This window comes from Microbacterium sp. UBA837 (assembly GCF_002296025.1).
Lineage (GTDB): Bacteria > Actinomycetota > Actinomycetes > Actinomycetales > Microbacteriaceae > Microbacterium.
Genome location: NZ_DBHD01000126.1, coordinates 1 through 11,960, shown reverse-complemented (window position 1 = coordinate 11,960; position 11,960 = coordinate 1). Strand labels below are relative to the sequence as shown.

Sequence of the window (11,960 nt, the reverse complement as noted above, 5' to 3'; positions counted from 1 at the left end):
CTCCCAGACGCCGGGGCAGCTGCCGATCCGCGGCGCTGGCGACGGGTCCCTGCCCCAGCCCGGATGGGACTCGGCCTATGACTGGCAGGGCTACGTCCCGTTCGCGGATCTGCCGGTGGCCTACAACCCCGACGAGGGGTACATCGTCACCGCGAACAACGCGATCGTCGACCAGAACTACCCATACTTCCTCACGCGCGACTGGGACTACGGCTGGCGCGCGGCCCGCATCGACGAACTGTTGCAGCGCGCCATCGCCGAAGGGCCCGTCACCGCCGAGGTGATGCGCGGCATCCAGGCCGACAACCAGTCCGAGATCGGCAAGACCCTCATCACCGTGTTCGAAAACCTTCGGACCGGCGACGAGGCTACCGATGCCGCACTCGATCTGCTGCGGCAGTGGGACGCGCAGAACGACGCCGACTCGTCGGCAGCCGCCTTCGCGAACGTGGTGTGGGACGAACTCGCGCAGAACCTGTTCACGCGCGGTCGATCGACGCCGGTTCCACTGACAAGCCAGTCGCGACAGTTCCTCGTGGTGCAGAACCTGCTGGCAGACCCGGGTTCGCCCTGGTGGACGAACACCGAGATCGGCGTGTCGGGACAGCGGGACATGCTGGAGGCCAGCGCCCGCAGCGCGACCGAGATCCTCACGACGGCGCAGGGATCAAACCCACTCCAGTGGCGGTGGGGCACCCTGCACGCGATCACGCTCACCCACGAGACCTTCGGCACCTCGGGTATCGCGCCCATCGAGGCCCTGTTCAACCGCGGTCCGTTCCCGGTGGGCGGCGGCTCTTCGGTGGTCAACGCGACCGGATGGCCGCTCGGTGAGGGTTTCGCGACGACGACGGTGCCCTCGATGCGCATGGTCGTCGACCTGAGTGACTTCGACGCGTCAGGCTGGAACCACCTGACGGGCGCGAGCGGTCACGCGTTCCATGAGAACTACACCGACCAGACAGCAACGTGGCAAGCGGCAGGACTCATACCGTGGGCCTTCACTCGGGATGCTGTAACCGCTGCCACCGAGCACACCCTGACTCTCGAGCCGGCGAACTGAGCGTCAACCGGGACCAGCGCCGGTCTCGGGGCGGGAGGTCTCGATCTCGGCGTCGGCGAGTTCGTCGACGACGAGGTCATCCACGTCCATCGTGCGGTTGCGGTAGGCCTGGCGCCCCACCATATGAGCGGCCAGCGGCGATGCCGCGAGCTGGATCAGGATGATCGGCACGATGAACGCGACCACTGCCCAACTGCGCTGTGCGAGGGCGATCGCGACACAGACGAGGATGACGCCCAGGACCTGCGGCTTGGTCGCGGCATGCAGACGGCTCGGCACATCGCGAAACCTCACGAGTCCGATCGCCGCCGTCACACACAACAGCGCGCCGATCAGGATCAGCACGAGAGCGGCTCCGTCCAGAAGGGCCGCGATCTCAGCATCCGTCATTTCGTCACGTCCTTTCGTGCGACGAACCGTGCGATCGCGATCGATCCGAAGATGCCGACCGCCGCGATGATCAGGAGCACCGGCAGGGTGCGGGTGTGGTGTCCGATCACCATGTCGGCGCCGAGGATGCAGACAACCTCGGTCAGCAGCACATCGGATGCGACAGCGCGGTCAAGGATCGAGGGACCGACGACGATGCGCCACAGCGTGATGAGCGCCGCTGCCGTGAACGCGACGTAAATCGCGATGATCAGGATCGTCGAGATCGTCATGACACCTCCGCTTCCTGCGCCCGCCTCAGCCGTTCGAGCTGCTCGCGGGATCCGAATGCCCGGGTCAGGCGCGCCTCCCACGTGAGCGTCTCGCGACGGTGGGCCTCGATCTGTTCCTGGCCACGTACGCCGATGACGTGGAGGTACAGGATGCGGCGATCACGGTCGGCATCCAGCACGAGCGAGCCGGGAATCAGCGAACAGGCGATCGCGGTGTGTGCCATCAGCAGGTCGTCATCGGTGCGCAGCTGGACGGCGATGACGGCTGCGCCGGGCTGTCTGCGCAGATCGAGCACCTGCCACGCAACAGTCAGCGAACCGCGCACCAGTCCCGCGAGGAAGGTAACGACGAACACGAGCGCGTACCAGAGGTTCAGTCGGTTCGACAGTTCGACCACGGGCAGATGGAAAATGGTGGTCACAGCGACCGCAGCGACGAGCCCGGTGAGGAAGGCGAGCAGCGTGAACTGTCCCCACAGCAGCATCCACAGTGCGATCAGCCAGAGCAGAACGGGAAGCTGACGCCACAGGGCGGTGAAGAAGCCGACGGTCTCGGCCGGGCGACCTGTCACTGCTGCACCTCCCCGCTCATGTCGACCGATTCATCCAACTGCACGACGGTGATCGGCTCGAGCAGAGCCCCACCGACGCGCGCGCAGATCTCATACAGCGGCCCCGCAAAGACCGTCAGGGCGACACTGAACGCGACCATTCCCGCGGTCGCTGCCGTCATGATGCGCGGAATCACGCGGCGCTCGGTGATCGTCGTTGCCGCGGGTGCCTCTCGCAGGTAGGCAGTTCGCTGCGACGTCTCGGTGGAGTCGTCCTCCTCGCGCCAGAACGAGAGGTTCCAGGCGCGCATGAGGGCGTAGAGGGTGAGCAGGCTCGTGGCGATACCCGCGACGATGAGTGTCATCATCAGCGGCGTGCCGACCGCAGCGCCTGCGTCGAACAGCGCGTACTTGCCGATGAAGCCCGAGAACGGGGGGAGGCCGCCGAGGTTGACAGCCGGGATGAAGTACAGCAGCGCGATGACAGGTGCTGCCCGCATGAGCCCCTTGACCTTGAGGATCGAGGTGCTGCCGGCACGGCGCTCCACCAGGCCCACCGCAAGGAAGAGGGTTGTCTGCACCACGATGTGGTGGACCATGTAGTAGATCGTCGCCCCGATCGCCGCGGGCGTGGCGATCGCGATCCCGAAGATCATGTAGCCGACGTGGCTCACCAGCGTGAACGACAGGATCCGCTTGAGTTCGGCCTGCGCGACGGCACCCAGGATGCCGATCACCATCGTCGCGAGCGCCGCGATGAGCAGGATCGTATTGAGGTCGTTCTCGAGAAAGATCTGCGTTTCGGTGCGGATGATCGCGTAGACGCCGACCTTCGTCAGCAGGCCCGCGAACACCGCCGTGACCGGCGCGGGCGCCGTCGGATACGAGTCGGGAAGCCAGAACGAGACCGGGAAGACCGCGGCCTTGATCGCAAAGGCCAGCAGCAGCATGACGTGCAGCACGTACTGCGTCTCCTGCGGCAACTGCGTCATCCGGTCCGCGAGCTGGACCATGTTGACCGTTCCGGTCGCACCATAGATCATCGCGATCGCCGAGAGGAACAGGATCGACGAAACCAGAGAAACGACGATGTAGGTGATGCCCGCACGGATGCGTTGCTCGCTGTTTCCGAGGGTGATGAGCACGTACGACGCGACGAGCAGAATCTCGAACCCGACGTACAGGTTGAACAGGTCACCCGCGGTGAAGGCGACGAAAATACCCGCCGCGAGGATCAGGTAGGTCGGGTGGAAGATCGAGACCGGGGTGTCGTCGTCGCCGTCGGCGGCTCCCTGCCCGATCGAGAACAACAGAACGGCCAGCAGCACGACGCTCGAGACCATGACGAGCAGCGCCGCAAGGCGATCGACGTAGAGCACGATCCCGAACGGAACAGGCCAGCCTCCCACCGACACCGCGAAGGGGAGGTTCGACGCGTCGACGGCGACCAGCAGCACTGTCGCGATCGCGAGCGTCAGAACGAGCGTGACGACAGAGACACCCACCTGAACCCGGCGGTGGCGTCCGGCGACGAGCGCAATGGCCGCACCCAGCAGGGGCAGGGTGACCAGCAGCGGAACGAGGGCGGTCATGACCCTGATCCCTTCGTCCTGTCTTCTGCGGCTTCGGATGCGAGGAAGTCGCTCGTCGCATCGTCGTCTTCGGGTTCGATCTCCTGATCCATCTCGTCGTCGGCTCGCATGCCGCGTTCGCGAAGCGCGACATCCGCTTCGTCTTCATCGAAGGTGTCGGCCTGCCCCAGCTGCCACGAGCGGTAGATCAGGGCCAGCAGGAACGCCGAGATGGCGAAGGTGATCACGATCGCGGTCAACGTCAGTGCCTGGGGGAGAGGGTCTGACATCTCCTGGGGTTCTCCGTCGCCGTAGAAGGGCGCGATCCCCGGGCGCCCCATAACGATCAGCAGCAGGAGGTTGGCTGCATTGCCGAGCAAGAGGAACCCGATGAGCACGCGCGTGAGGCTGCGCTCGAGCATCGCGTACACACCGGCGGCGAAGAGCACTGCCATGATGACGATCAGAACGATCGAGACGTTCACGATCCGCTCACCCCCTCGCGCGCAGCGACGGAGTTCACGGCAGCATTCGCCTGACGGTCGACCTCGGCGCCGAGACTGCGCAGCACATCCAAGACCAGCCCGATCACGACCAGATAGACACCGATGTCGAAGATCGTCGAGGTGACGAACTCGATGTGCCCGAGCACGGGAACCTCGGCCTCGAAGATGGCCCGGGTCAGCGGCTCGACGCCGAAGGCGAGCGGGATGATCGCGCAGGCAACGGCGATTCCCATGCCGATCCCGAGGAAGCGCCCCGCGTCAGTCGGCGCCGCAGCACCGAGTTCGTAGCGGCCCCCGGCGATGTAGCGCATCACCAGCGCCATCCCGGCAACAAGACCCGCCGCGAACCCACCACCGGGAAGGTTGTGCCCGGCGAACAGGAGGTACAGCGACACGATGATGATCGAGTGGAAGAGGATACGCACCACGATTTCGAGCAGGATCGACCGGTTCTCGGGACGCACGCGCTGCCCCGCGACGAGCCAGGCATTGCGGCCGGTTGGGCCGTCGGCATCCGTCTCGGCCAGCGGCGTGCGGCGACGCAGCGCGCGCTGAGCGCGCTGGACGATCGGCGCGGTGATCTGCGGCAGGGAATCGGAGCGGTTCGTGACGAACACCAACGATGCGACGCCGGTGGCGGCGAGCACGACGACCGAGAGTTCACCCATCGTGTCCCACCCACGCAGGTCGACCAGCGCAACGTTGACGACGTTCTTGCCGTACCCGATCTCGTAGGCAAGGTTCGGGAAGGCCAGCGAGATGGGCAGATCGACGCGGGCTCCGGTCGCCACGATGGCAACGCCGGCCATCGTCAGCCCGACGAGCACGGCCAACACCGCGCGGCCCGCAGCGAACGCCGAACCGTTATGGGCACCCAGACGCGACGGGATGCGACGCAGCACGAGCGCAAAGGCGACCAGGGTGACGGTCTCGACGAGGATCTGCGTGAGGGCGAGATCGGGCGCACCGCTCGTGGCAAACAGCACCACCATGCCCAGGCCCGTGACCGAGACCAGGACGACGCCGGTGTAGCGCTTGCGGGCACGAACGGCGATGACTCCTGCCGCGATCATCACCGGAGCAACGGCCAGTTGCACAGGCGTATGGAAGGCATCCAGGTCGGCCTGCCAATCGGATGAGGCCAACAACGCGGTGCCCTCGCCGGCCACGAGCACGAGGAAGATCGTGGCGACGTAGACCGGCAGCGATCCCCGCTGAACGAGCGTGGTCGTCAGCACCGAAAGTCGCTCGATCATCCGCAACGAGCCGTTATAGGCATCCACCGCCGTGAAGGGAAGAACGCGCCGGCGTCCGACTCCCCGCGCCGTGAAGACAAAGAGCACGGCACCGAGCGCGATCGTACCCAGCGAAATCCATAGGGCCGGCTCGAACCCGTGCCACAGCGCGAGGTAAGCGGGATGTTCCGGCGCAGGAACGCCCGACGTCGCGGCGGGCGCCAACTGTGCGTACGGCGTGAAAGCGACATCGAGCAGGGGAGCAGCGAAGCCTCCCCCGAGGCTGAGAATAGCCAAGATGACGGGCGCCGAAACGAAGCCGGCCGATGGCGCCGGCCACGAGACGGCGACGATGTCGCGCTTGGTCCAGAAGGCGCCCCACACGAACCGGATGCCGTACGCCGCGGTCAGGACTGAGCCGGCGACGACGGCAAGCAGCGCGATGAGGCCCCACACCGAGCCTCCGAGCGCCTCATCCAGGAGGGCGGCAAGAGCGCCTTCCTTGGCGACGAAGCCGACGGTGGGGATGATCCCGACCATGGACGCGATCGACACGATCGCTGCCGTGGCCAGGGCCGGCGCCTGGCGTCCGAGCCCGCTGATCTCACGAAGATCGCGGGTCGAAAGCTGGTGATCGATGATCCCGACGACCAGGAACAGGGCCGACTTGAAGAGGGCATGACTGAGCAGCAACGCCAGCCCCGCCAGCGCGGCATCTTGTGTGCCGTACCCGAGCACGACCATGAGGAAACCGAGCTGACTGACAGTCCCGTACGCGAGGAGGCGCTTGAGGTCTGTCTCGCGCAGGGCTTGCCATCCGCCCAGGAGCATCGTGAAGCCGCCGAGGCCGATCACGATCGGGTGCCACGCGGGGTTCTCGGCGAACACCGGCGCCAACACCGCAACGAGGTAGATGCCCGCCTTGACCATCGCCGCTGCGTGCAGGTACGCCGAGACCGGAGTGGGCGCTGCCATCGCACCCGGAAGCCAGAAGTGGAACGGGAAGATCGCCGACTTGCTGAGCGCTCCGACCAGCAGCAGCACGAGCGCGGCTGTCGCGACGGGACTGACGGGTGGGTCGGCGAGGATCTCGGACAGGCTCGAGGTTCCCGCCTGCACCACGATCAGGACGACACCGATGAGCATGACAAGACCACCGAGGGTTGTCACCAGGAGCGCCTGCAGCGCCGCCCGCCTGCTTGCCGCACGCCGGTTGTAGTAGCCGATAAGCAGGTACGACAGAACGCTCGTGACCTCCCAGAACATCACGAGCACGACGACATCGTCGGTGAGAACGAGTCCGTACATCGCCCCCGCGAACGCGAGCAGTACGGCGGCGAACTGGCCGAGGTCTTGTTTGCCATCGAAGTACCACCGGCAATACAGCAGCACGAGGGCGCCGACTCCGGTGACGATCAGCGCGAGCACCCACGAGAGGGTGTCCATCCGCATCGACAACGCGATGTCGAGGGGCCCGATCCAGGTGAACGACTCGAACGGGATGTCCGAAGCGAGCACTCGGGGAGAGAGCGCCGCGGTGTAGACGAAAGCCCCGAACGAGACGGCGGCGGCGAAGAAGAACGCTCGCGGCCCCCACGCCCGCACGAGCACCGGCAGGGCGAGTGACCCGATCGTGAACGCCACGAGAACGAGGAGCATGCAGGCCTCCTCGTGGTCGTCGTCCCGTCGATGCTGCGGGATCGGGCGATCAGGGTGTGGTTCTCATCCTATCCGGGCCGTGATCGGGCGTGGCCGTCTGGCCATAGGATCACGCCCGGGGAGCCGGGCCGGCGGTGGTACCGGTTCGGAACGAACACGTGAACGTGACGGATGCCGCATCCTCCCCCGCCAGCATCGACACCACTGCAGTCCCGGCGGCGCGCCCCTTCTCGACGGCCGGCTGCACCAGGGTCGTCAGTTCGTAGGCATCCAGGCCGTCGACGTCCACCCCGTCGAAGCCGGTGACGCTGAGGTCCTCGGGAACGCGCAGGCCGCACTCTTCTGCTGCGCGGATCACGCCCGCGGCAAGCAGGTCGGTCTGGGCAATCACCGCGGTCGGTCGGTCGGGCCCGGCAAGAATCTCGCGGCCTGCTATCAAGCCTTCATCGATCGAGCTGGTCACCGCAGCGTATGTCGGGGCTTCGGGATAGACGGCACGGGCGCCGGTCAGGCGCGCCGCGGTCACGTCGACCTCGACGGCATCGGCGGGTCCGAACCAGCCGCGGGCACGCGACGGACGGATCGGGAGAGTGAGCAGGGTCACCCGCTCGTGGCCGAGGTCCCTGAGGTAGCTCGCTGCCCGCTGCTGCGCCGCGCTGTTGTCAAGTTCGATCCGCGGGATGTCGGGCCCCGCGTCGCCTTCGATGACGACAACGGGCACGCGTCGAGCGCGCAGAACGTCGAGCGAGGGCTGGCGGGTTTGTCCGAATCCGACGAGGACCGCAGCATCGATCGGCGCGGAGGTCATCGCCGATGACACCTCGATCGCACCGCTGTCGGTGCCGGTTGCCGGAGCCGCAGCTGACGTCTCATCGGGCAGCAACAGAAGCCCCGCACGAAGCGGCGCCACCCCCTCGGCGATGCCGTCCATCATCGCTATCGTCACCGGGTCGTGAAAGGCGGCACGCAGCGAACCCCCGAATACGACGCCGACGATGCCGGACCTGCCCCGCCGCAGCGACGCGGCGCGGGGATCCGGACCGGTGTACCCGAGCGCCTCGGCAGCCGCCAGCACGCGACGGCGGGTCTCGGCGGAGGCGGGCGCGTTGCCACTGAAGACGACGGACGCCGTGGATGCTGAGACCCCGGCTTCGCGCGCGACGTCAGTGATCGTTGCCCTGCGCTCGCTCATGGTGCCTCGATGGTACTGGCTTGCACGCGCCGTGAACCGGGACATGGTGCGCGTCGAAACGATTCGATACACTCGTCCGGTGGATACCGCTCTCACTCGCGCTCAGATCACCCGATGGCGCACGGCTGTCTTCACCATCTTCTTCCTGAGCGGTCTGAGCGTGGCGACATGGGCTGCGCGGGTGCCGGCGATCAAGGCGACGCTCGGGGTCGACAATATTCAGATCGGCTTCATGCTGCTGGGCGCAGGTCTGGCATCGATCATCGGCCTGTCCCTGGCATCCGTCGTTCTCGCCCGGTTCGGTGCTCGCCGAAGCATGCTCGGCGCCATCCTCACCTTCTCGGTCGGTGTCGCGCTCGTCGGAATCGGTGTGGACGTCGCGAATTCATACATTCTCGTGATCGTGGGTCTCGCGTTGTTCGGACTGGGCAACGGCTCCGTCGACGTCATGATGAACGTCGAGGGTGCCGCGATCGAAAAGACGATCGGCAAGACGATCCTTCCGCTGTTCCACGCCTTCTTCAGCTTCGGCACCGTCGCCGGCGCGGGCCTCGGTGCCCTCGCGATCGCGGTGAACTCGAACGTGCTGACGCACACCGCGCTGATCGCCGGTCTCCTCGCCCTGACCGGCCTGTGGGCCAGCGCCAACGTGCCCGCCCGGGAGATCGCGATGGACCCGGATGCCGACCCGACGCCGACGCAGAAGCCGCGCATGCGCGAACGGCTGAGCGTCGCCCTGTCGGCATGGAAGGAGCCCCGCACCTACACACTCGGGATCATCATGCTCGGGATGGCCTTCGCCGAGGGCGGGGCCAACGACTGGCTCGCCCTGGGGGTCGTGGACGGCCACGACGCCAGCGAAGCGCTCGGGGCGATCGGGCTTGCCGTGTTCTCGGTCAGCATGACGGTGGTCCGGGTCTTCGGTGGGCCCCTGGTCGACAGGTTCGGCCGCGTCGCCACCCTGCGCGTGCTTTCCCTGCTCGCGGCATCCGGCTTGCTGCTGTTCATCCTCGCGCCGAACGTCCCACTGATCTTCGTCGGGGCTGCGCTCTGGGGCGCGGGCACCTCCCTGGGCTTCCCGCTCGGGATGTCGGCCGCCGCTGACGACCCCGCGAAAGCCGCAGCACGCGTGAGCGCAGCCGCCACGATCGGCTACGTCGCGTTTTTGTGCGGCCCACCGATCCTGGGGTTCATCAGCTTCCATATCGGCGTGCTCAACACGCTCTACATCCTGGTCGCCCTCGCAATCGCCTCCGGGCTCGCATCGGGTGCTGCCCGGCCGCTCGCGGTGCCCGCTCCGGCGCCTGCCGGCGGTGAGCGCCCCTCGGAACCCGCCGATACTCGCGCGGAGTGAGGGCCGTTAGGCTCGACGGGTGCGTCTTGTCATCGCCCGCTGCACCGTCGATTACACCGGCCGACTGAACGCGCATCTCGCGCTCGCGACCAGGCTGCTGGTTCACAAGGGCGACGGATCGCTGCTCGTGCACTCGGACGGCGGCTCGTACAAACCCCTCAACTGGATGAGCCCGCCCTGTTCGCTGGTGGTGGAAGAGCCGGATGCCGAAGCCGCCGACGTCGGCGTCATCGAGCAGTGGCGCGTGACCCACGCGAAGACCGGCGATGCACTCCTCGTGCGAATCTACGAGGTTGTCCACGACTCCTCGCACGAGCTCGGCATCGACCCGGGCCTGGTGAAAGACGGCGTCGAGGCTGACCTCCAACGACTCCTTGCCGAGCAGGTCGACGTCATCGGCGACGGGCTCAGCCTCGTTCGTCGCGAGTACCCGACCGCCATCGGCCCTGTCGACCTGTTGCTGCGCAACCCCGACGGCGGCACGATCGCCGTCGAGGTGAAACGTCGAGGCGACATCGACGGGGTTGAGCAGCTCACGCGCTACCTTGAGCTGCTCGGGCGGGATCCGCACCTGGCACCGGTGACGGGAGTGTTCGCGGCCCAGGAGATCAAGCCGCAGGCGCGCGTGCTGGCCACAGACCGTGGCATCCGCTGCGTCACCCTCGACTACGAGGGCATGAAGGGAATCGAGTCCGGCGCGCCGCGCCTGTTCTAGCCCTCACCCGCTAGCCGCGGTCACGGTGCCGCGGTTCCCCTAGCGTGGAGTCATGCGATCTCCCTGGACCTGCGTGCTGTGGGACGTCGACGGCACCGTCGTCGACGCCTCCGACGGCATCCTTCGTCGACTGACCACAACCCTCGAGCACTTCGGCTATCCCGCACCGACCCGGGCCGAGCTCGTCCACTGGATCGGTCCGCCGATGTTCGAGTCGTTCCAGGTGAACCTCGGCATGACCCCGGAGCAGTCGACGGATGCCGTCGCCTATTACCGGGCCCTCAGCAAGGCCGACGGCTATACGACAGGTGCGCGGTTGTTCGACGGCATCGGCGAGCTCATCGCCGATCTCGATCGCGCCGGAATCCCGCAGGCGACCGCCAGCTCCAAGCCCGAGAACCAAGTCGTCGCCCTGATGGAGCATTTCGCGCTGTCGCCGCACCTGCGTGCGATCACCGGCGCCACTCCCGATGAGCGGACACTCAGCGCGAAGGCCGACATCGTCGCTGAAGCGCTGCGGCGGCTGCGCGCGGTGGGCGTCGACACGTCGCGGCCCGTGCTCATCGGGGATCGTCACCACGATGTCGAGGGGGGCGCCGTCAATGACGTGCCGGTGATCTTCGTGCGGTGGGGTTTCAGTTGGCCCCACGAGTCCGAGGGTGCACAGGCAACGGTCGACGACGTCGCGTCGCTGCGCGAGTTGCTGCTGACACCGACAGAATAGGTGCGCAGGAGGGCAACGATGACCGACACCGCAGCGACCGAAACCCGCGCGCGATCGACACTCGGTGTCGGGATTCGAACCGTCGTGTCACGGATGCCGGCCACGATCGTTTTCGTCCTCGCACTGCTCGCGGTGGGCGTCATCTGGCAGGGCCTGTGGCAATCGTTCAAGCACAACCCGCTCTTCGCGGAGGTCGCCTACGGGCTGCCGGCGTTCCTGGAGGGCCGGTGGTGGACACCGGTCACGGGAACGTTCTTCGTCGTGCATCCGTGGGTCTACCTCATCACGATCGCGAGCTTCGTCGGCATGGGGTACCTCGAGTGGCGGCGCGGAACCCGAGTAGCCCTCGCGTACTACACGGTGGGACAGCTGTTCGCGATCTTCGCCAGCGCCCTGGCCCTCTGGCTCCTGGCCTTCACACCCTGGCCCTGGGCGCAGCGCGAGGCCCTCGCCCTGGATGTCGGCCCCTCCGGCGGCACGATGGCCTGCCTGGCGGCTGCCGCCAGCCTGCTGCCGTCGCCGTGGCGCTCCCGCGCGTGGCTCGTACTGCTCGGCGGCGGCGCGGTGGCCCTGCTGTATTGGGGTTCGCTCGCGGACATCGAGCACACGTTCGCGATCCTGCTCGTTCTGGTCGTGGCGCGCCCGCTCCGGGTCCGACGCGTGAGCGTTCAAGAGCAGCGATTCGTCGCCCTGATAGCGGTTCTCGCGCTGGCAGCGATCGAGACCCT

11 protein-coding genes and 1 pseudogene are annotated in these 11,960 nt (G+C 67.0%); 5 read left to right on the top strand and 7 right to left on the bottom strand.

Annotated elements, in window-relative coordinates; translation table 11 throughout:
* Positions 1-1,063: penicillin acylase family protein (locus tag B3587_RS09450; RefSeq protein WP_292728114.1), on the top strand; the 1,063-nt coding region annotated here is incomplete at its 5' end.
* Between the two features lie 3 nt (positions 1,064-1,066).
* On the opposite strand, the gene mnhG is transcribed toward B3587_RS09450, so the two are convergent.
* From mnhG to B3587_RS09415, 7 genes are all read right to left on the bottom strand, one after another.
* The gene (mnhG, locus tag B3587_RS09445; protein WP_292728112.1) at positions 1,067-1,453 is read right to left on the bottom strand and encodes a monovalent cation/H(+) antiporter subunit G; all 387 of its coding nucleotides are present in this window, start codon (positions 1,451-1,453) and stop codon (positions 1,067-1,069) included.
* On the bottom strand, positions 1,450-1,725 hold the full coding sequence (locus B3587_RS09440; protein WP_228179242.1) for a monovalent cation/H+ antiporter complex subunit F: 276 nt from the start codon (positions 1,723-1,725) through the stop codon (positions 1,450-1,452). The genes mnhG and B3587_RS09440 overlap by 4 nt, the downstream gene beginning before the upstream one ends.
* Positions 1,722-2,297, bottom strand: a complete 576-nt coding sequence (locus tag B3587_RS09435; RefSeq protein ID WP_292728109.1) for a Na+/H+ antiporter subunit E — start codon at positions 2,295-2,297, stop codon at positions 1,722-1,724. The genes B3587_RS09440 and B3587_RS09435 overlap by 4 nt, the downstream gene beginning before the upstream one ends.
* Positions 2,294-3,868: a Na+/H+ antiporter subunit D gene (locus B3587_RS09430; RefSeq protein WP_228179240.1), complete on the bottom strand. Its 1,575-nt coding sequence runs from the start codon at positions 3,866-3,868 to the stop codon at positions 2,294-2,296. The genes B3587_RS09435 and B3587_RS09430 overlap by 4 nt, the downstream gene beginning before the upstream one ends.
* The gene (locus B3587_RS09425) at positions 3,865-4,332 is read right to left on the bottom strand and encodes a Na(+)/H(+) antiporter subunit C (protein WP_228179239.1); all 468 of its coding nucleotides are present in this window, start codon (positions 4,330-4,332) and stop codon (positions 3,865-3,867) included. The genes B3587_RS09430 and B3587_RS09425 overlap by 4 nt, the downstream gene beginning before the upstream one ends.
* The gene (locus B3587_RS09420) at positions 4,329-7,247 is read right to left on the bottom strand and encodes a Na+/H+ antiporter subunit A (RefSeq protein WP_292728106.1); all 2,919 of its coding nucleotides are present in this window, start codon (positions 7,245-7,247) and stop codon (positions 4,329-4,331) included. Before B3587_RS09420 ends, B3587_RS09425 begins: the two co-directional genes overlap by 4 nt.
* A 109-nt stretch (positions 7,248-7,356) precedes the next feature.
* The gene (locus B3587_RS09415; RefSeq protein WP_292728104.1) at positions 7,357-8,439 is read right to left on the bottom strand and encodes a LacI family DNA-binding transcriptional regulator; all 1,083 of its coding nucleotides are present in this window, start codon (positions 8,437-8,439) and stop codon (positions 7,357-7,359) included.
* Positions 8,440-8,518: 79 nt separating this feature from the next.
* On the opposite strand from B3587_RS09415, the gene B3587_RS09410 reads away from it, so the two are divergent.
* From B3587_RS09410 to B3587_RS09395, 4 genes and pseudogenes are all read left to right on the top strand, one after another.
* Complete coding sequence (locus B3587_RS09410; protein WP_228179236.1) at positions 8,519-9,793, top strand: MFS transporter; 1,275 nt, start codon at positions 8,519-8,521, stop codon at positions 9,791-9,793.
* A 19-nt stretch (positions 9,794-9,812) separates the two neighbouring features.
* Entirely contained in the window at positions 9,813-10,508 is a 696-nt protein-coding gene (gene nucS, locus B3587_RS09405; protein ID WP_228179235.1) for an endonuclease NucS, read from the top strand.
* Between the two features lie 52 nt (positions 10,509-10,560).
* Complete coding sequence (locus tag B3587_RS09400; protein ID WP_228179234.1) at positions 10,561-11,232, top strand: HAD hydrolase-like protein; 672 nt, start codon at positions 10,561-10,563, stop codon at positions 11,230-11,232.
* 18 nt (positions 11,233-11,250) lie between these two features.
* Positions 11,251-11,960 (top strand): annotated as a pseudogene (locus B3587_RS09395) (hypothetical protein); the annotation flags it as partial.

Coding starts and splice junctions, on each gene's coding strand:
- B3587_RS09420 (WP_292728106.1), bottom strand. CDS start 7,247: ATGCTCCTCGTTCTCGTGGCGTTCACGATCGGGTCACTCGCCCTGCCG.
- B3587_RS09430 (WP_228179240.1), bottom strand. CDS start 3,868: ATGACCGCCCTCGTTCCGCTGCTGGTCACCCTGCCCCTGCTGGGTGCG.
- mnhG (WP_292728112.1), bottom strand. CDS start 1,453: ATGACGGATGCTGAGATCGCGGCCCTTCTGGACGGAGCCGCTCTCGTG.
- B3587_RS09400 (WP_228179234.1), top strand. CDS start 10,561: ATGCGATCTCCCTGGACCTGCGTGCTGTGGGACGTCGACGGCACCGTC.
- B3587_RS09440 (WP_228179242.1), bottom strand. CDS start 1,725: ATGACGATCTCGACGATCCTGATCATCGCGATTTACGTCGCGTTCACG.
- B3587_RS09415 (WP_292728104.1), bottom strand. CDS start 8,439: ATGAGCGAGCGCAGGGCAACGATCACTGACGTCGCGCGCGAAGCCGGG.